Annotated in this window: 17 protein-coding genes; 11 read left to right on the top strand and 6 right to left on the bottom strand. The window is 68.8% G+C overall.

All coding sequences use genetic code 11. The annotated features are described in order from the left end of the window. Positions 1-105: 105 nt before the first annotated feature. The 6 genes from ACTWQA_RS24975 to ACTWQA_RS24950 all read left to right on the top strand — a co-directional run bounded on the left by ACTWQA_RS24975 (position 106) and on the right by ACTWQA_RS24950 (position 6,329). Positions 106-837, top strand: a complete 732-nt coding sequence (locus ACTWQA_RS24975) for an IclR family transcriptional regulator (protein WP_305916188.1) — start codon at positions 106-108, stop codon at positions 835-837. Between the two features lie 15 nt (positions 838-852). Next, positions 853-2,010 (top strand): CaiB/BaiF CoA transferase family protein, encoded by a 1,158-nt coding sequence (locus ACTWQA_RS24970; RefSeq protein WP_443161509.1) that lies wholly within the window; start codon positions 853-855, stop codon positions 2,008-2,010. Further along, positions 2,007-2,792, top strand: coding sequence for a citryl-CoA lyase (locus tag ACTWQA_RS24965; RefSeq protein ID WP_443161508.1), 786 nt, complete (start codon positions 2,007-2,009; stop codon positions 2,790-2,792). The genes ACTWQA_RS24970 and ACTWQA_RS24965 overlap by 4 nt, the downstream gene beginning before the upstream one ends. Before the next feature lie 179 nt (positions 2,793-2,971). Next, the gene (locus ACTWQA_RS24960) at positions 2,972-3,913 is read left to right on the top strand and encodes a ThuA domain-containing protein (protein WP_327583680.1); all 942 of its coding nucleotides are present in this window, start codon (positions 2,972-2,974) and stop codon (positions 3,911-3,913) included. 176 nt (positions 3,914-4,089) lie between these two features. Continuing rightward, on the top strand, positions 4,090-5,481 hold the full coding sequence (locus ACTWQA_RS24955; RefSeq protein ID WP_443161507.1) for an MFS transporter: 1,392 nt from the start codon (positions 4,090-4,092) through the stop codon (positions 5,479-5,481). After that, on the top strand, positions 5,478-6,329 hold the full coding sequence (locus ACTWQA_RS24950; RefSeq protein WP_443161506.1) for a carbohydrate deacetylase: 852 nt from the start codon (positions 5,478-5,480) through the stop codon (positions 6,327-6,329). The genes ACTWQA_RS24955 and ACTWQA_RS24950 overlap by 4 nt, the downstream gene beginning before the upstream one ends. Before the next feature lie 77 nt (positions 6,330-6,406). On the opposite strand, the gene ACTWQA_RS24945 is transcribed toward ACTWQA_RS24950, so the two are convergent. From ACTWQA_RS24945 to ACTWQA_RS24935, 3 genes are all read right to left on the bottom strand, one after another. Continuing rightward, a complete protein-coding gene (locus tag ACTWQA_RS24945) occupies positions 6,407-7,420 on the bottom strand; it encodes a pirin family protein (protein WP_443161505.1) in 1,014 nt (337 codons plus the stop codon). 92 nt (positions 7,421-7,512) lie between these two features. Then, positions 7,513-7,893, bottom strand: coding sequence for a DoxX family protein (locus tag ACTWQA_RS24940; protein ID WP_443161504.1), 381 nt, complete (start codon positions 7,891-7,893; stop codon positions 7,513-7,515). Positions 7,894-7,950: 57 nt separating this feature from the next. Beyond that, positions 7,951-8,895 (bottom strand): NmrA/HSCARG family protein, encoded by a 945-nt coding sequence (locus tag ACTWQA_RS24935; RefSeq protein WP_443161503.1) that lies wholly within the window; start codon positions 8,893-8,895, stop codon positions 7,951-7,953. Between the two features lie 119 nt (positions 8,896-9,014). On the opposite strand from ACTWQA_RS24935, the gene ACTWQA_RS24930 reads away from it, so the two are divergent. Together ACTWQA_RS24930 and ACTWQA_RS24925 are read left to right on the top strand one after the other, a co-directional pair. Further along, positions 9,015-9,185: a hypothetical protein gene (locus tag ACTWQA_RS24930; RefSeq protein WP_443161502.1), complete on the top strand. Its 171-nt coding sequence runs from the start codon at positions 9,015-9,017 to the stop codon at positions 9,183-9,185. A 29-nt stretch (positions 9,186-9,214) separates the two neighbouring features. Further along, on the top strand, positions 9,215-9,772 hold the full coding sequence (locus ACTWQA_RS24925; RefSeq protein WP_305916199.1) for an HhH-GPD-type base excision DNA repair protein: 558 nt from the start codon (positions 9,215-9,217) through the stop codon (positions 9,770-9,772). A 30-nt stretch (positions 9,773-9,802) separates the two neighbouring features. Here ACTWQA_RS24925 and ACTWQA_RS24920 read toward each other — a convergent pair whose 3' ends face one another. Then, positions 9,803-10,636: an aromatic ring-hydroxylating oxygenase subunit alpha gene (locus ACTWQA_RS24920; protein WP_443161501.1), complete on the bottom strand. Its 834-nt coding sequence runs from the start codon at positions 10,634-10,636 to the stop codon at positions 9,803-9,805. A 207-nt stretch (positions 10,637-10,843) separates the two neighbouring features. Then, positions 10,844-14,068 carry a family 78 glycoside hydrolase catalytic domain gene (locus ACTWQA_RS24915; protein ID WP_443161500.1) on the bottom strand — a complete coding sequence of 1,075 codons (3,225 nt, stop codon included), beginning with the start codon at positions 14,066-14,068 and terminating at the stop codon, positions 10,844-10,846. 622 nt (positions 14,069-14,690) lie between these two features. Between ACTWQA_RS24915 and ACTWQA_RS24910 the strand changes: the two genes are divergently transcribed. Next, a complete protein-coding gene (locus ACTWQA_RS24910; protein WP_443161499.1) occupies positions 14,691-15,704 on the top strand; it encodes a LacI family DNA-binding transcriptional regulator in 1,014 nt (337 codons plus the stop codon). Positions 15,705-15,850: 146 nt separating this feature from the next. Here ACTWQA_RS24910 and ACTWQA_RS24905 read toward each other — a convergent pair whose 3' ends face one another. Continuing rightward, on the bottom strand, positions 15,851-16,747 hold the full coding sequence (locus ACTWQA_RS24905) for a helix-turn-helix domain-containing protein (RefSeq protein WP_443161498.1): 897 nt from the start codon (positions 16,745-16,747) through the stop codon (positions 15,851-15,853). Positions 16,748-16,886: 139 nt separating this feature from the next. Between ACTWQA_RS24905 and ACTWQA_RS24900 the strand changes: the two genes are divergently transcribed. Both ACTWQA_RS24900 and ACTWQA_RS24895 read left to right on the top strand, forming a co-directional pair. Then, positions 16,887-17,909, top strand: coding sequence for a zinc-dependent alcohol dehydrogenase family protein (locus tag ACTWQA_RS24900; RefSeq protein WP_443161497.1), 1,023 nt, complete (start codon positions 16,887-16,889; stop codon positions 17,907-17,909). Then, positions 17,906-18,067 carry a hypothetical protein gene (locus ACTWQA_RS24895; RefSeq protein WP_443161496.1) on the top strand — a complete coding sequence of 54 codons (162 nt, stop codon included), beginning with the start codon at positions 17,906-17,908 and terminating at the stop codon, positions 18,065-18,067. Before ACTWQA_RS24900 ends, ACTWQA_RS24895 begins: the two co-directional genes overlap by 4 nt. Positions 18,068-18,069: the final 2 nt, after the last annotated feature.

The following is an 18,069-nucleotide window of genomic DNA, read 5'->3' as shown; positions in this document are numbered from 1 at the left end:
TTAGCGTACGGACCCATGAGAAGGTGAGCAGCAGGTTCACCTTCGACTCACTAGTGAGGATCCGTGCCTTCGAACATTCCTGCAGCGTCGGGGGAGAGCGGGGGTGTGCGCAGCGTCCAGCGCGCGTTCGACATTCTCTCGCTGCTCACCGAGGACCGGCGGACGTTGACGATTCGCGAGGTCGTCGACGAGACCGGCCTGGCCAAGACCACCGCGCTGCGCCTGCTGCAGACCCTGGAGCATATGGGACTGTTGTGGGCCACGCACAAGGGCTACACAGCCGGGCCCGCGCTGTGGCGCTGGGCCCACCTGGCCCGCTCGGCATGGGAGCTGCCGCCGGAGACCGTCCAGCTCATGCGCGAGCTGGGGGCGCGGCATCGGGAGACCGTCAATCTCTACGTGCTGCGCGACGTGCATCGCATCTGCATCGCCCAGCAGGAGAGCCCGCAGCCGCTGCGCCACGTGGTGCGCGTCGGCGACGAGCTGCCCCTGTGGGCGGGCGCCTCCTCGAAGATCCTGCTCAAGGACGCGCCTGAGCGGCTGCTCCTGCGGGTGGCCCGTTCCTCTCCTTACGGCCAGGCACACGTGGCGACGTTGCGGGACTGGATCGATCAGGCGGCGCGCGACGGTTACGCGGCCAGTCACGGCGAACGCGAGCCGGGCCTGTCGGCGGTGGCCGTCGCGGTCACGGGCGGCTCGCGGGCGACGGTGGCGGCGCTGACGCTGAGCGGTCCCACGATCCGCTTCACCGAAGATCGCGTACAGGAATTCGCCGCGGATCTGCGCGAGGCGGCGAAGCGGATGTCGGAGCGCGGGTTCGACCATCCTCTGACTTGACTCTATGGAGCGTGCATGCAGCAGTTGCCACTGGACGGCGTCAAGGTCGTGGACCTGACCAACGTTCTGGCCGGGCCGTACTGCAGTTATCAACTGATGCTGTTCGGCGCGGAGGTGGTCAAGGTGGAGTTGCCCGGCACCGGGGATCTCGCCCGGCGGCTCGGTCCCGACCCTGAGCTCAATCGCGCGCGGATGGGCGCATCCTTCCTGGCCCAGAACGCCGGCAAGAAGTCGGTCGAGCTCGACCTGAAGAGCCGAGCCGGGCGGGATGCCTTCGAGTCCATGGTCACCGATGCCGACGTCCTGCTGGAGAACTTCAGGGCCGGGGTGATGAGCAGGCTCGGCTACGGCTGGAACCGCCTGCGCGAGCTCAACCCCGGCCTGGTCTACTGCGCCATTTCCGGCTTCGGGCAGAGCGGGCCGATGAGCGGGGCCCCCGCCTACGACCAGATCATTCAAGGGTTGTCCGGCATGATGAGCGTCACCGGCACCGCTGACACCGCCCCGCTGCGGGTGGGGTTCCCGATCTGCGACACCATCGGCGGGCTGATGGCCGCTCTGGCGATCTCCGCCGCGCTGGCCGGACGACACCGCAGCGGGCGTGGCTGCCATCTGGACCTGTCCATGCTGGAGTCGTCGATGTCGGCGATGGGCTGGACCGTTTCCAACTACCTGATCAGCGGTGTCGAGCCTGAGCCGATGGGCGACCAGAACGCCACCGCCGCCCCCTCCGGCACGTTCGAGACCGCCGACGGGCCGCTCAACATCGCCGCCAACCAGCAGGCTCAGTTCGAGACGCTGTGCCGGCTCATCGGGCGGCCCGACCTGCCCGCCGATCCCCGCTTCGCCGAGCGTGAAGCGCGCAAGACCCACCGGCAGGACCTCAACCGTGAGCTCAATCATGCGCTGCGGGCCAAGACCGCGCTGGAGTGGGAGGAGATGCTCGCCCGCGAGGGGGTGCCCGCCGCCCGCATTCTCACCGTCCCGCAAGCGCTCGCACTTCACCAGGTACGTCAGCGTGGCTTCCTGACGGAGGTGCCGTTCGCGGGAGCGGGCGAGCGGCAGGTCACCGTCACGGGGAACGGCGTGGTCGTCGACGGCGTCGCCCTGCGCCCACGAGGGTCCGCCCCGCTCCTCGGGGAGCACAACGACGAGTTCGGGGTGGCGTCATGAGCGAGCGAGCTGAGGTCCCTCCCCGTGCCTCAGGCGGCGGCGTCGAAGCCGAGGTGGCGGGCTGGTGGGCGACCGCGGTGTCGAGGATCGAGCCCGATGTCATCGAGCTGCGGGGGCAGCCGGTCCAGGACCTCATCGGGCGCATCGGGCTCGCCGAGATGATCTGGCTCATGCTCCGGGGCGAGCGCCCCGATCCGCGCCGGGCGGCGTTGCTGGAGGCGGCGCTGGTCTCGTCGGTCGATCATGGGCCGCACGCGCCGTCCATCGCCGTCGCCCGGATGGCCGCCACCTGCGGGGTGGGGCTCAACAACGCTGTCGCCACGGGTGTCAACCTGCTCGGCGACGTGCACGGCGGCGCCGGCGAGCAATGCGTCACGCTGCTGGAGGAAGTGGCCGGTGACGGAGACGCGGCCGCCGTGGTCGCCCGCTGGCGTGCGCGTGACAAATATCTGCCCGGCTTCGGGCATCGTTTCCACCGGCGTGATCCGCGCCGCGACCCGCTGCTCGGCCTCGTGGCCGAAGCGGTCGCGGACGGGGTGGTGCCGGGCGCGCACCTGCGTGCCGCGATCGAGGTCGAGCGGCTGATCGAGCCGGTGCCGATGAACGTCGACGGGGCGACCGCCGTGGTCTACGCCGAGCTCGGCTTTCCCGCGCCACTGGCGCGCGGGCTCTTCGTGCTCAGCAGGTCCGTCGGGATCCTGGCCCACGCCTGGGAGGAGAGCGGCCAGGGCCGGAGGAACAAGGGGCCGATCCCGCCGTCCATCCTGCCGGCCTGGCTCTGAGCACGAGGGAGCCCGTTCGGCGATCCGCCTAGTGGGCCGATGGATCCATATGACGGATGCACCTTAAGTCCGATCCGCAGTGAAGACAAGAGCTTGTTCCGGTGAAGATCCGTGGTTTACGCTCAAGCCCCCTGAGTGGACCAATCGATCCGCCTAGCGGATCGTTACGCGAGGTGCCCATGCGCAGCAAACTCTCCGTCGCCGCCGCCACCGGAGCGGCGGCCCTCCTGCTCACCGCCACTGCTCCCAGCTCCGCCGCGTCCCCCGTGCCGGCGCAGAACCTTGGTGATCCCGACTACGGCGTCTGCCGGGGCACCGACCCCCGCTGTTACCACGACTGGGGCAACTTCGACCCGGCCAAGGGCTACAAGCTGCTCGTCTACAGCCGCACCGCCGGCCCCCGCCACGCACACCTCGGCACGCCGCTCGGCCCCGGACTCAACCCGCCGCTCAACGACAACAACGTGGCCGTCAAAGCGGTGATCAAGCTCGGACAGGAGAACGGCTTCGCGGTCGACTACACCGAGGACGTCACCCAGTTGTCGTCAGCGGGCCGCCTGCTGCCGTACAACGCGGTCATGTTCCTCAGCACCACCCGCGACACCTTGGACGATGCCGCGCAGACCGCGCTGCGCCAGTACGTCCGCGCCGGCGGCGGCTTCATCGGCGTGCACAACGCCTTCGGCACCGAATACAACTGGCCCTGGTACGAGGGTCTGCTCGGCAACGCCAACTTCTACGACCACAGCGCCAACCAGCCCGGCACCGTCGTCACCGTCGGTCACCGCGACGCCTCCACCCAAGGCCTGCCCCGGACCTGGGCCTTCACCGACGAGTGGTACAACCTCGTCCCCGCACCGACCCGTGTCCGCGTGCTGGCCGAGGTGGACGAGAGCACCCTGGCCCGAGGGGTGCGCGGCAGCCTCGGACACCCCGGCCACGGCGAGCACCACCCGGTGAGCTGGTGCCAGTACTACGACGGTGGCAAGGCCTGGCTCACCACCCTCGGCCACGACGTCAAGGCCTGGACCGACGAACCCATGGACGGTGACCAATACTTCACCCAGCATCTGCTGGGCGGCGTCAAATCCGTGCTCGGCATGGTCCCGTTCTGCCGCTGACATCGGGGGCGGCGGCCGGGCAGGTTCTTGACGTGCCCGCGATCGCAGACCAGCATCACTGGGACCGGACCGGCAGGCGACGTCCGGCGTGGCACGACTCCGCTTCACCCGCTGTTCTCGTTCGAGTGCGAAGGTGACGCCGGGCAGAGCGTCGGCACGGCAAGGAAGGTGATCGCGTGTCCCAGCCCGGTACGGCCCCCGCCCCGGGGCGGACTCCCGCGTGGCGCTACGCGATCGGGATGTTCGGCACATCCATCCCGATCAACATGATCAAAGGGTCGATGATCGTCTTCTACGTCGACATTCTCGGGCTCGACGTTCGCGCTTACGGCGTGGTCATGGTGATCTACGCGGTCATCGACGCGCTTGACAACCCGCTGCTCGGCCACCTCTCCGACCGCACCCGGAGCCGGTTCGGCCGGCGCCGGCCGTGGCTGCTCGTCGGCGCGCCGATGCTCGCGGCCTGCATGATCGCATTCTTCTCCGCGCCGACGTCTCTGGAGGGCATCGGCCTCGTGCTCTGGTTCGCGGTGTTCGCGATCCTGTGCGAGGCCTTCGACTCGATGCTCAACGCCAACTACGGCGCACTGCTCCCCGAGCTTTACCCGCGCGAGCGCGACCGCGCCACGGCCAACAGTCTGCGCCAGGGCTTCCAGCTCGTGGCGCTCGTGATCTCGCTCGCGGTCACCCCGTTGCTCACGACGAGCGTGTTCGGCACCGAGGAATCCACTCAAGGCTTCCAGATCACCGCGATCATCTATGGCGCGGTCGCGCTCGTCGTGATCGTGTTCATGGCGCTCGGCGCGCGCGAGCGTCCCCGCTACTCCACGCGCGAGCGGCCGCTGCTGCTGCCGAGCGTATGGTCGATCGTGCGCAACCCGACGTTCTGGACGGTCGGGCTCACCGGCGCCTGTTACGGGATGGCCATGGCGCTCGTCCTCGCGGGTATCCAGCTGTATGTCCGCTACTCGCTCGGGCTCCCGGTCGGGAACGCGTTCTTCCTCCAGGGCATCGTCATCCTCGTCTCGGCGGGCGGCCTGGTGGTGTGGACGCGCGTCGTCGCGCGCCGCGGCGCGCTGTGGACCTGGCGGCTCGCCTTCGCGGTCCTCGCGGCCAGCTTCGCGGCCTTGTTCTTCGCCACCGACCTCGTTACCGCGATCGCCGCGGGGGTGCTCGTCGGGGCCGGGTGGTCGGGAATGCTCGCGACGAACGACCTCATTGTCGCGCGGGTGCTGGACGCCGACGCCGCGCGTAACGGGGAGCATCGGGAAGGGCTCTTCCTGTCCGCGTTCGGCTTCTTCGGCCGGCTCAACGGGATCGTGACCGGACTCGCGCTCACTTCGCTGGGCGTGTTCTTCGGCTACAACTCGGGCCACGATCCCGGCGCCGACCCCGGGCTCGCGTTCCGGGTGTACTTATGCGTGTACCCGTTCGTGCTGACGGCGATCGGCGCGGTCGCGGCGCGACTCATCTCGGTCCCGATCGAGACACCGCCTGAGGCGGCTGAGCCGGTCGAGCCGCCGCCCCCCGGTCCCGTGGACGAGTCCGCCGCGGAGCGCCCCCGATGACCCGCCGCGTCGTGATCACGGGCGACGATCTCGGCCGGGAACCCGGGACGACGGAGGTCATCGTCGCACTGCTCGCCGAGGGACATGTCACCGCGACGACCCTCATCTGCGTCTCGCCGGCCGCGGAGCGAGCCGCGAAGCAGGTCCGGGAGCTCGGCGTCGTGCCGCGGCTGCACGTGACGCTCACGAGCGAGCGCGGCCTCCCGCGCTGGCGGCCCCTCAACGGCGCGGCGAGCCTCGCCGATCCGGACGGGACACTCAGTGACGATCCGCTGGTTCTCGGAGCCCGCGGCGAGGCCCAGGATGTCATCCGGGAGGCGGACGCACAGCTGCACTGGATGCGCGACCGGGGTCCCCTGCCCGAGGCGGCCGACTCCCACGCCGGCACCCTCTACGGCCTGCACGGCAGATCGTGGCTCGCCGAGGCGCTTGAGTGGTGTGCGCGCCACGGCCTTGCCTTCCGGCTGCCCCGCGACCCGGAGCCGTACTTCGGCGGGCCGCTCCCGCCGCCGCTCGCGGCAGCGCACGAGCGCGCCGTCGCCCTGGCCGACGCACTCGGCGTGGCCATCCCGCAGACGATCGCGACCAACCGGCGCAGCGCACCCGAGCTCGGATCCTACGAGCGACTGCGGGACGACTACCTCCGCCGGCTCGCGGCCCTCCCCGAGGGCACGAGCGAGTTGTTCCTGCACCCGTCCCGCGAGGACGCGGTCACAGGACCGGACGGCATCGTGCGGACCTGGGAGACGCGGCTGCTGCGTGATCCGGCGTGGCACAAGGCCCTGGAGAATGAGGGCGTCGAGGTCGTCGGAGGCTGGTGGGGACGTCGGCGGTCACGGGGTCGGTGATGTCGGCGAAGCCAACCGCGTGGCCAGGTCCTGGCCGGCGAAGGCGTCGTCGACCATCGGAGCGGCAGACGTCTGGCTCATGAGGTGCCTTTCGGGCGGAGCCGGCCATGCGGTGGATTTCCGCGCGGCTTGATGGTGGCGTTGGGCAGGGCGGGCGCGTGAAGGCGGTTCCCCGGATATCCGTCAACGACGCCGAAGCGGTCGGAGGAGGCCTCCCAGTCCTCTCGCGCCCGGACGATGTCCTCATGCGTGCGGCCGATGAAGTTCCACCACATGACGATCTCTTCCTTGAACGGAGTGCCGCCGAGCAGGATCGCCCGCGCTGGGCCGTCTGACGTGTTCGTCAGCTCCAGGGCGTCGATGCCGGGGCGGACGTAGCCGAGTTCCGCAGGGCGCAGCAGGGTGCCGGCGACGCGGACGGGCCCGCTGTCCACGAGAAGGCCGTGCTCGAACGTGGTGTCCACGGCGAGTGTGATCGCCGCATGCGGTTCGAGGGTGATCTCGGCGCCGAGCAGCGGGGTGAAGGTCCGCACGGGGGAGAGGTCTCCGGCGAGCGAGCCCAGGAACACCCTGATCTCGGCCCCGTCGATCCGCATGGGTTCGGGCACGTGGTGCTGGAAGTCCCGTCCGGCGTTGCGGTGCTCTTCGGGGAGCGCCACCCACAACTGGACGCCGTGGAGGACGGTGGTGCGCGGAGTGGAGACCTCCGAGTGGGCGATGCCGTACCCGCCGGTCATGAGGTTCATCTCACCGGGCCGGATGAAGGCGTGACTGCCGAGGCTGTCGCGGTGTTCGACCTCCCCGCTGAAGAGCCAGCTCACCGTCTGCAGGCCGGTGTGCGGATGCGGCGGGACCTCCATGCCGCCCGTCCGGGCCACGTCGTCGGGGCCGTAGTGATCGGCGAAGCACCAGGCTCCGATCAACGTCCGGCCCCGCTGTGGCAGCGTCCGCCGTACGGACATCGCCCTCGGCCCGCCCAGAGGCACGTCCCGCGCAGAGAGCACGTCGACCGACGGCTCCTCCGCCGGGCGCGCGTCGTCCACCGGCTCTCCGCACCGCATTTCGACAGGCTCGGCTTCCACGTTGCTCACCGAGATCACCTCCCATGCAATCAAGTCCCATATTCACCTACAACGCCACGTCATGGGTGCCCGGGGTCGGGCGATGGCGGTGATCTCTGTGATCAGGCGAAGGGGTACGGGCCGAAGCGGCCCCAGGCCACGAACAGGGCCAGCGCGAGCAGCACCAGGTTGATCACGACCGGCTGGGACTCCTTGCGCCGGGCGTGCGTGAGGATGGCACCCATCATCGTCACCGCCAGCCCGAGGGCGGCCAGCGGCGCGAGCACCGCAACGATGCCCAGCGCCGGGGGCAGGATCAGCCCGATCGCGCCCAGCACCTCCAGTGCGCCGATCGTCTTGAGCGCACCCGGCGGGAAGTCCTCCGCCCAGGCCATGTTCGGCGAAGCGATGAGCTTTTCCTTCGATTGAGCCAGCTTCGCGCCACCGGCGCCGAGGAAGACGAGCGCCAGCAGAGCGGAGACGACCCACAAAACGATGTTCACAACGATTTCCAGGACTCTTGGGAATTGCGGATGGGGGAGGGATGACGGGGGTCGTGGTCAGATGCCGGCGAGGGCGGTCTTGTGCGCCGCCAGCCACTGCTCGAAGTTCTGCAGTTCCGGGTTGAGACCGCGGACGACGTCGAGGTCGCGGTCGGTGACGAACTGCGGCACCTGCGCATAGAACTGGAACATGTTCCCCAGCTCGGCGGCGGCGGGCCAGGGCTGCGCGCGCATGGCATCGAACGGCACCGGCACGTAGCCGACCTCTTCGCCCAGCGCCTTGCTGAAGTGCGCGGCGATCTCCGCGCCGGTCAGGTGCTCACCGGCGATGCTGACGGTCCGGCCGGCGAGCTCGTCGCCCCGCTTGAAGATGCCGTAGGCGGTCTTCCCGATGTCTTCGGACGCGATGCCGGCGAGCTTGCCGTCGGCCATCGGCAGGGCGAGCACGAGCCGCCCGTCCTCTCCCCGCTTCGGCGCCATCGGGCCGAGGAGGCTCTCCCAGTAGAACGTGGTCCGCAGGAACGTGGTCGGCACCCCGGCGTCGATGAAGAACCGGTCGGCCTCGGCCTTGGCGTCGAAGTGCGGCACCTTGTACTGGCCCATCAGCGTCGGCATGCGCTCGTCGTCGAGGGGGATGTGGTCGCGGGTGTCATCCAGCGTCGACCAGATGACGTGGCGCAGCCCGGCCTTCTTGGCCGCCCGCGCCATCGTCGCGGCGTCCTGCTTCTCCTGCTCCGGCGACATGTGGTCCCAGAAGTTCGTCACCAGGTATGCGTGGGCGGCCCCGTCGAACGCCTCCGTCAGCCGCGCCTCGTCCCGGACGTCGGCCTCGACCACTTCGGCTCCTTGGGCGGCCAGTTCCCGCGCCTTGTCCGAGGCCGCATTACGGGTCAGCGCCCGCACAGTGAACGCGCCGCCGCCATCAGCCAAGATCGCCCTCGCCAGCCCGCCGCCTTGCGCCCCGGTCGCGCCGACCACCGCGATCACTCTCTTGTCCGCCACAGCTTCTCCTTCAGCTACGGGTGCCCGAGCACCTGCACAGATGATGTGTCATCCCTTCGTTCACGAAGATACATGACGCATCAATTGATGTGTCATGTACGTTAGCCGGATCCCATGACATGTCAAGTATTTGGGGTGGACTTCAGGCGCACTCCAAGCTGTCCGGCGCCGACCACGAGATCCTCATCGCCCTCACCGATACCGCAGGGGGTCGGCAGCGATTCCAGGACCTGGCCAAGACGGTGGACTGGGAGCGCATCCTCGACCAACTGGACACCATGTCACCGTGACGCTCGGCGGCACCTCGTAGAGTAGTGGCATGGTGCGTTTGGTCGACGATCCAGAAGCCGACAAGCTCCTCTCCGAGGACCCGTTCGCCCTGCTGACGGGCATGCTCCTCGATCAGCAGATCGCCATGGAGATCGCCTTCATCGGGCCGAAGAAGATCGCGGACCGGATGGGCGGCTTCAGCGTCACGAAGATCGCCGAATCCGATCTCGAGGAGTTCGTCGAGCTCTGCGTGACCAAGCCGGCGATCCACCGCTACGGCGGGTCGATGGCGAGGCGGGTGCACGCGCTGGCGCAGTATGTCGTGGAGCACTACGACGGGCGCACCGAGGCGATCTGGACCACGGGCGACCCCGACGGCAAGGAGGTGCTCAAGCGCCTCAAGGCCCTGCCCGGCTACGGTGAGCAGAAGGCGCGCATCTTCCTCGCCCTGCTCGGCAAGCAGCTCGGCGTCCAGCCGCCGGGCTGGCGCGAAGCCGCCGGTCCGTACGGCGAGGAGGGCTCGCACCGCTCGATCGCCGACGTGACGGGGCCGGAGTCGCTCGCCGAGGTCCGCGCCTTCAAGAAGGCAGCCAAGGCGAAGGGCTAGCCCAGTATGGAGCCGCCTCCGCAGCTCATCTCAGGAGGTTGTGCGGGATCGTTCGAGCTCGTGTCGGTAGGCATCGAGGATGAGGCCATGCAGCACCATGAAGTTCCCCCGGCCGGGATAGCGCAGCAGGCAGGTGTTGGGCCACAGCCACCAGACCGCATGCTCGGTGACTGTCGCGCTTGACACGTCGTAGGCGGAGTTCTCCGTTGTACCGGCCTGCGCCATGTGGCTCGAGTAGATCCCGTAGGTGGTGACCTTGTAGGTGCTCATGTCGACCAGGGACACGAAGTCTTTGTGGGCCACGTGGCAGTGGTAGCACTCCAGGAAGTTGTCGACGACGTTCTTCCAGTTGGAGGCGATGTCATAGGTGAGCCGGCGGGCGAGGGTCAGCTTGGCCACGTCCGGCGCCCTTGCCTGGATCTCCGCCTCGAGGCCCCCGGCCTGCTCCGGCAGAAGGGCCGCCTCGGGGTCGAGGTTGACGTAGACCATGCCGCCGAACTCGGTGACCTGGATCTGGTCCAGGCATACCGTGGAGGTGTCGAAGCCCGGCATGTCACCGGTGTTGCGCGCTCGCCTCAACCGGCCGGTCAGGTCGAAGGTCCAGGCGTGATAGGGGCACACGATGCTGCGCCGGACGGCGACGATGGGCATGCCGGCCGCCGTGCCCGTCATGTAGCTTCCCGGCTCCCGAAGCTTCTCGACATGGCACAGCCACTGCCACGTACGAGCGAAGATCGCCCGCTGGTCGACGTCGAACCATTGAGGATCGGTGTAGGCGTCGGCGTGCAACGACATCGACAGTGCAGGGTCAGGGTCGTATCCGGCTGAGATGTGGTCGATTGCGGGGATCGAATCCGGCGTCACCGTACCTCCAATGCCTGGTACCAAGCGCACCGGTGCTCAAATGGCTATCCGCGAGACGGAACAGGAATCCTGGACCGGCCGGATTGAGGCTAATGATCCTTTTAGTGAAGATTCAAGCCTGCCGCTGCTTTTGATCGCGCGGCCGACGGCCACCGCCGACACCGGTCTCCGCCCTGGTCGGACAGGCGGAGACCGAGTGCAGAGGGATCAGCTTGCCATTGCCGCCACGAACGTGAAGGAGCCGGAGGGGACCCTGTAGACGGCGTGGTCTCGGTCCATCCGGAGGAACGTCGCTCGGTGCGGCGCTGCGACGAGGCGTTGTTCCTTCGCCGGCACCCAGACTTCGGCGGCGGTGTTCGCCGGCACCTCGACCGTCAGCTTGAACCGGTCTCCTCCCTTGGTCCATGCGGACCGCACGCTACCGTGCGGCGTCTCGTAGCTGCCCTTGACGGAGGTGAGGTCGCCGACCGGCTTGGGCTGGATGACGAGGCGCCGGTAGGCGGTGGAGTCATCGGCCTCGCGGATGCCCGCCAGCCCGGTGTGGAACCACTCCTCGATCTGCGCCAGGATCATGTGGTTCTTCGAGGCCCCGCGGTTCCACTGCTCGCCGATCGTGGTCATGCCGCCCGGATTGGCGGTGGTGGGCTGCATGAAGAACCCGTAACTCGGCTGGTCGTCGGCCTGCAGCAGGTCCCACAGGACGTCGTCCCTGCCGCCGTCGGCAAGGGCCCGGACCGTCGGGGCCATGCCGATGGTGCCGCCGCTGAAGTGCGGGCCCTCGCCGTTGGGGTGGAAGGCGTAGACAAGCTCGACGAGCGCGTCGAGGACAGCCTGGCGTTCGCTGTCGGGGACGAGCCCGGCGTCGAGCGCGAGCGCCTGAGCCGTCTGGGTCGCGCCGGCGGTCCCGGCGTTGCCCGTGCTGGTGTAGCGGCGCAGCTCCTGGTTGTAGAAGTGGGCGTTGAAGGCGTTCTTGATGTCACCGGCGAGGGCCTGGTAGCGGGCGGCGTCGTCGGTGTGCCCGGTCAGCTCGGCCATCGTGGCCAGCTTCGTGATCATGATGTAGTAGCCCCAGGTGCCGGTGATCCGGCCAGAGGTCTGGTCGGCCGCGACCCAGTCGGCGAGGGCGGCGTCGACGATGTGCGCGTTCTCGCCCGTCCCTGCCTTCTGGCGCTGGATGTAGTCGGCGAAGTCGACCATCTGGTCGTAGTACCGCGTCATCGTGTCGGTGTCGCCGTAGAGCTCGTAGAGCATCGCCGGGACCAGGATGATGGCGTTGCCCCAGTTGATCTCGTCGCCGAAGCGTCCGCTGTAGCCCCAGTCGTAGACCGGGGTCTTCAGCGCCACGTTTCCGCGCATCGGGGTGTCGGCGATCGACTGTCCCTCGACGAGGTGCCGGATCGTGGTCCGCAGGTACGCGGCGAGCTCGTAATTGCGATGGATGGCTCCCATCGGCATCGTGTAGTCGGCCGGGTACGACAGCTTCTCGCGGCCGGGACAGTCGGTGAAGACCGACATCATGTTCGACGCGAAGGAGTAGCGGGCCATCTTGTGGATGCGGTTCACGCGCGCGTTGGAGGTGGTGACCTCGCCTGCCCCGGGGGTGGCGACCTGCAGCCGGATGCCCTTGATCAGGTCCTTCGTGGGGGTGTAGCCCTCCGGAAGGCCGGTGACCTGGATCCACTGCATGCCGAAGTAGTTGAAGTCGGGGTGCCAGGTCTCTCCGCCGCGCAGACCGGCCGTGGTGTAGGTGTTGAACAGGTCGCGCCCCCGGTTGCCGCCTCCTCCCATGAGAGAGGCCTGGTCGACGGTTCCGTCGGAGGCGAGTGACTCGGCGGGGGCCATCCGGATGGTGACTCCGCCGGGCACGGTGCCTTTGAGGTTCAGCTGTGGCCATCCACTGATGTTCTGGCCGAGGTCGAACACCCAGGTGCCCGGGGTCGGGTTGGTCATCGAGACCGGCGTGAACGTTTCGACGACCTCGACCGGCTCGGCCGTCCGGGCCACGAGCTTGGTGGCGAGGTTCGGGGGCGGCGCTATTCCTGCGTCCACCCACGACATGTCCGAGCCGTCGCGCCGCTTGGCGGTGGCCGACAGGTCGGATCCCGGCAGGTCCCAGCCGGCCTGCTCGCGCCGTGCGTCATAGTCGGAGCCGGAGTACCAGGCGTCGGTGACGAGGGCGCCGAGGGCGGAGCGCCAGCTGCGGTCGGAGACGATGACGTCCGTCGAGCCGTTGCTGTAGGCGATCTCCAGCCGCGCGATCATGCGGGGTGTGACCGCGGCGCCGGCGCTCGGGTCGCTGGCGGCGATGTTGTTGCCCGAGCCGGTCACCGTCGCGCCGCTGGAGTGCGCCTTGGACAGCCCCGGCGTGAAGGTGATCCCTGTTCCGTCAACGCCTGCGGTGCCGATCGCGGTGATGGTGCGGGATTCGAGGTTGTCGCCGCCGTTGCCGGTGTCGATGTTGATGGTGCCGCCGATGTGGTAGTTGGCGACATTGTCGAGTTTCACGGTCGTGGCGCCGACCTCGGCGCCGGCGGCCAGGGTGCCCCTGCCTTTCAGCTGGCTCTGCCACCATGAGTACGGCGCCGTGCGGCCCACGGCCGGGTTGGTGACGCTGCGCCGCACGTAGGCAGGGCCGTTGCCGATCCGTACACCGAGGGTGTTGACCCCGGCGCGCAGGTCGTCGGTGATGTCATAGGTGCGGTACTCACTGGAGAGCTGGTAGTTGGAGTAGCCGGGCGCGAGGACTTCGTCGCTGAGCTTGCGACCGTTCAAGGTCGGCAGGTGCAGGCCCACGCCGGAGAGGTAGAGACGGGCGCCGGCCACGCGCTTGCCGCGGTCGACGCCGAACTGACGGGCGAAGATCGGCATGGGCTGCGTTTCGGTGCGGCCCGGGTACTCGATCCAGCGCGCCGCGCCCCAATCGCTCTGCTGCAGCAGGCCCATCTCCCATGAAGAGGGCTTGCTCCAGTCCGACGGCTTCTTGTCGGCGTCCCAGACGCGGACGTGCCAGACGGCCCTCTGGCGCGAACTCAACGCTTGGCCGGCATAGCGAACGCCGGACTGGACGGCGGAGTTCACCTTGCCGGAGTCCCAGATCAGCCGGCCACGCTTGAGGTTCTCCTCGCTTGTCGCGGCCTGGACCTGGTACGCGGTCTGCGCGTCGCCGGGACACGCCGCCCGCGAGAGCGGCCGGTGGCACGGATGAGCGGCGGCTTGTCGTGTCTCTTGCATCCGCCACCCGAGTGAGGGGGTGAGGTTGTCGATGCCGAGAGCTTCGTCGTACCGGCCGTCAACGTTGAGGTCGACGACTTGGACGGGCGATACCGCGCCGGCGGCGACGGCCGGTGGAGCGCCGAAGGGTTGCGAGAGCGCGAGGGCTAAGGAAACCCCCAGTCCCGCGAGCATGCGGATCCGACGACGTGATTTCGACACAGGCCACTCCTTCCCGGCCGGCCATTCCGCGCCGGTCGGTGCTGCTTCGCCTGCTTGTGGCTGGGGTCGCGCCCATGCCAGGGCGGGCGCGAGGGTGGCGCTCGGGTCGCCGAATGAGTCGGCGTGAGGGTGAACGCTGCAGCCGCCGCCACTCCGGAGAATGCGCGACCTTGGGCGGGGGGCTCAACCCTGCGCGGTCGGGTGGGCCGCGGGGAACGACCAGTTCAGGACGATGGGGGTGACGGAAGGCTCGCACCATACGCCTCCACGCGGGGAGGTAAATCGATTTAAGACGAATCGTTGTCGTTAACGTAGGCGTAACCCAGCCCGGCGTCAAGAGGTCGCTCGAGCAACGGTTCTCGGCATTGACCGATGTATACGAGATGCAGCACAACATCAATGGGTAGCGTTACCCATTCTGATCAGGATCTGGACTACGGCGAACAGGAGCATGGCCCGGGCGCGGCCATGGGTGGTCGGGCCAGCTGGTAGGCGTAGGTTCTTAAAACGTTTTCTCAGGCGCCCAAGCTGAGCGATGCCCTGAGCTCGTAGAATCGGTACACGTCTCGGGAAATGGAGTTTCATGGCCGCGCCTGGTCGACGACGAGTGACGATCGCCGATGTGGCGAGCCACGCTCAGGTCTCCGTCACAGCGGTGTCCAAGGTGATACGCAACGCCTACGGCGTGAGCCCGGCCATGAAAGACCGGGTCAAGACGGCCATCGAGGAGCTCGGCTATCGGCCGCAGGCCGTCGCCCGGGGGATGCGGGGGCGCACTTTCACGATCGGGCTGGTGCTGCCGCACATCAGGAACCCGTTCTTCGCCGACATTCTCGACGGCCTCACCGAGTATCTCGAGAGCACCGACTACCAGGCGTTCATGATCCAAGGAGGCGCCACCCGCAAGGTCGAGAGGCGGGCGGTCGACGCCCTCATGGACCGCCAGGTGGACGGCATCATCATGGTCGCCCCGCTCGCTTCGAAGCCGCGGCTGGAAGAGGTGGCGAAGGAAAAACCCACCGTGGTGCTGGCACGGCACGAGCGGTCGTCGTACTACGACTCGGTGTTCGATGACGACGAGGCGGGCGCCGAACTCGTCGTGCAGCACCTCATCGCGCTGGGGCACCGCCGGATCGCGCACATCACGCACCAGGACGACAGCCAGGCCCGGCCGGCCGACCTGCTGCACAACATCCGGTCGGCGACCTACGAACGCGTCATGCGCGAGCACGGGTTCGGCGACGAGATCGCCATCGCCACCAGCTTCTATCACGAGAAAGGCGGCTACGAGGGAGCCCGTGAGCTGCTGAGCCGTTCCCCTCGCCCGACGGCGATCTTCGCGGGAGCCGACCAGGCGGCGCTCGGCGCGCTCGCCGCGCTCCACGAGGCCGGCCTGTCCGTCCCGGCGGACGTCTCAGTCGCCGGTTACGACAACACCCACCTGGCCGCTCTGCCGAACATCGCGCTGACCAGTGTTGACCAGGACGGCGCCGAGATGGGCCGCGCCGCGGGCAAGCTCCTGCTGGAACGCATCGAGGGCCGCATGACCTCCGTGCGCTTCTCCGTCACCCCGAGCCTGGTCGCCCGCACTTCTACGGCCCCGCCTGGGGGCTCGGTGGATGCTCCGAAGCCGTAGCCGAACGGGTGGCGCGCCGTCTGGAGCGGCGGGATTCGGGGCGCGCGGAGTCGCGATAGCCGTGGCGCTTCGCTGACCCGCCGGCTGGTGCCGCCGGGTCAGGTCACCGGTGCCGGATAGCCGGAGATGGTGCGGCTGGGGGATGGTCAGGCCTGGTCTGCCGGCCGGCGGTCCAGGGCTTCGTGAGTCTGGAGGTCGCTGGTGTCGGAGGCGGCCCAGCTGGCCAGAAGGCGGAGTTTGTCTGCAGAGTCGCTGCCGGATTCGGCGCCGTAGGCGACCAGGCGGAGGTTGTCGGCGGCCAGCTCGAGGGATTCGTAGGTGAGGTGGAGGTCGCCGACGACGGGGTGGTGGAGGGGCTTGGCGCCCTGGTGGTGCTGGCGGACGTCGTGGCGGGCCCAGCGGGTGCGGAAGTCGTCGCTGCGGGTGGACAGTTCGCCGACCAGGTCGGTGAGGTCTTTGTCGTACGGGTCGCGGCCGGCCTGGGCGTGCAGGAGGGCGACGGTTTCGTCGGCGGCGCGTTCCCAGTCGCCCCAGAACAGGCGGGATTGGGGGTCGAGGAAGGTGAACCGGCCGAAGTTGGGGGTGGCGCCATGTGCGGAGTCGATCATGGGAGCGAACAGGGCGCGGCCGAGGGCGTTGGTGGCCAGAAGGTCGCAGCGGCCGTTCAGGACGAACGCGGGCGCGCCGGTCATGGCGTCCAGGAGCCGCTGCACGTTGGGCCGCACGGTGCAGGGGGCGGGGCGGTGCCGGCGGCGCGGGGCGGGTCCGATGGCGCGGGCCAGGTGCTCCAGGTGGGTGCGTTCTTCGTCGTTGAGCCGCAGCGCGCGGGCCAGGGCGTCGAGGACGTTGTCGGAGACCCCGGACAGGTCGCCGCGTTCCAGGCGGGAGTAGTACTCCACGCTGACCCCGGCCAGTTGGGCGACCTCGGCGCGGCGCAGGCCCGGCACCCGGCGGATGCCGTAGGACGGAAGCCCGGCCTGCTGCGGGCTGATCTTGGCGCGGCGTGAGGTCAGGAACTCACGGATCTCGCTGCGGTTGTCCATCCTCTTAGGCTAGGCGGCCCTTCGGGCGGGAGGGGTGCCCTGCCAGTACACCTTTTATCAAGAACTCCCTGGTCAAGGGTGGTTGGTGTTTCCTGGGTCGTTGTGTACAGCCATCAACCATCTAGCAAGGAGAACCATCATGCGTGGTGCCGTGATGCACGCCCCCGGTGACGTCCGGGTGGAAGAGCGCCAGGACCCGAAGATCATCGCTCCGTCCGATGCGATCATCCGCCTGCCCGCGACCTGTATCTGCGGGTCGGACCTGTGGCCGTATCGCGGGATCGACGCCGTGGACGGGCCGTCCCCGATGGGCCACGAGTACGTGGGCATCGTCGAGGAGGTCGGCGGTGCGGTGAAGACGATCAAGCCCGGCCAGTTCGTGATCGGGTCCTTCTTCGCCTCGGACAACACATGCGAGATCTGCCGGACCGGCTACCAGACCTCCTGCGTCAATCGCGAGTTCGCGACCGCGGGCGGGGCCCAGGCGGAGCTGCTGCGCGTCCCGCTCGCCGACGGCACGCTCGTCGCCACGCCGGACCTCCCCTCCGACGACCTGATCCCGAGCCTCCTGGCCGCATCGGACGTGCTGGGCACCGGCTGGTTCGGTGCCGTAGCCGCGCAGGCCGGTCCCGGCAAGACGGTCGCGGTGGTCGGCGACGGCGCGGTCGGCCTGCTCGCGGTGCTGGCCGCCAAGCAGCTCGGCGCGGAGCGGATCATCGCGATGAGCCGCCACGAGCCGAGGCAGAAGCTCGCCCGCGAGTTCGGCGCGACCGACATCGTCACCGAGCGCGGTGACGAGGGCGTAAGGATGATCAAGGAGCTCACCGGCGGCCTGGGCGCGCACTCGGTCGTCGAGGCGGTCGGCACCCAGGAGTCGATGATGCAGGCCATCCGCTCGACCCGGGCCGGCGGGCATGTCGGCTATGTGGGCGTCGCGCACGGCGTCGAACTGCCCGGCGAGGAGCTGTTCTTCTCCCACGTGCACCTGCACGGCGGCCCAGCTCCGGTCCGTCAGTACCTGCCGGAGCTCATCGACCTCATCTGGAACCGTCAGATCGACCCCGGCAAGGTCTTCGACCTCGAGCTGCCCCTCGACCAGGCCGCCGAAGGTTACAAGGCCATGGACGAACGCCGCGCCATCAAGGTGCTCCTGCGCCCGTGACCCGCCGGAGGCGTGGCCGCGTCGAACGGGCTGCCCCTCGGTGCACCGTCTCCGGCATCGTCCTGCCCCTCGACCAGGCCGCCGCAGGCTGCGAGGCCATGGCCGAGCGCCGGGCCACCAGGGTGCTGGCCCGGCGCGCCGTTCCTTTGCCGCGTTGAAG

This window comes from Nonomuraea sp. 10N515B (assembly GCF_052245915.1).
In the GTDB taxonomy this organism is placed as follows: domain Bacteria; phylum Actinomycetota; class Actinomycetes; order Streptosporangiales; family Streptosporangiaceae; genus Nonomuraea.
The sequence above is the reverse complement of the archived record's forward strand: the minus strand, read 5'-3'. Positions and strand labels throughout refer to the sequence as shown.

Excerpts from the sequence above, each read along its gene's own strand:
- ACTWQA_RS24970 (WP_443161509.1), top strand. The coding sequence starts at position 853 with ATGCAGCAGTTGCCACTGGACGGCGTCAAGGTCGTGGACCTGACCAAC.
- ACTWQA_RS24965 (WP_443161508.1), top strand. The coding sequence starts at position 2,007 with ATGAGCGAGCGAGCTGAGGTCCCTCCCCGTGCCTCAGGCGGCGGCGTC.
- ACTWQA_RS24960 (WP_327583680.1), top strand. The coding sequence starts at position 2,972 with ATGCGCAGCAAACTCTCCGTCGCCGCCGCCACCGGAGCGGCGGCCCTC.
- ACTWQA_RS24950 (WP_443161506.1), top strand. The coding sequence starts at position 5,478 with ATGACCCGCCGCGTCGTGATCACGGGCGACGATCTCGGCCGGGAACCC.
- ACTWQA_RS24930 (WP_443161502.1), top strand. The coding sequence starts at position 9,015 with ATGTCAAGTATTTGGGGTGGACTTCAGGCGCACTCCAAGCTGTCCGGC.
- ACTWQA_RS24925 (WP_305916199.1), top strand. The coding sequence starts at position 9,215 with ATGGTGCGTTTGGTCGACGATCCAGAAGCCGACAAGCTCCTCTCCGAG.
- ACTWQA_RS24905 (WP_443161498.1), bottom strand. The coding sequence starts at position 16,747 with ATGGACAACCGCAGCGAGATCCGTGAGTTCCTGACCTCACGCCGCGCC.
- ACTWQA_RS24900 (WP_443161497.1), top strand. The coding sequence starts at position 16,887 with ATGCGTGGTGCCGTGATGCACGCCCCCGGTGACGTCCGGGTGGAAGAG.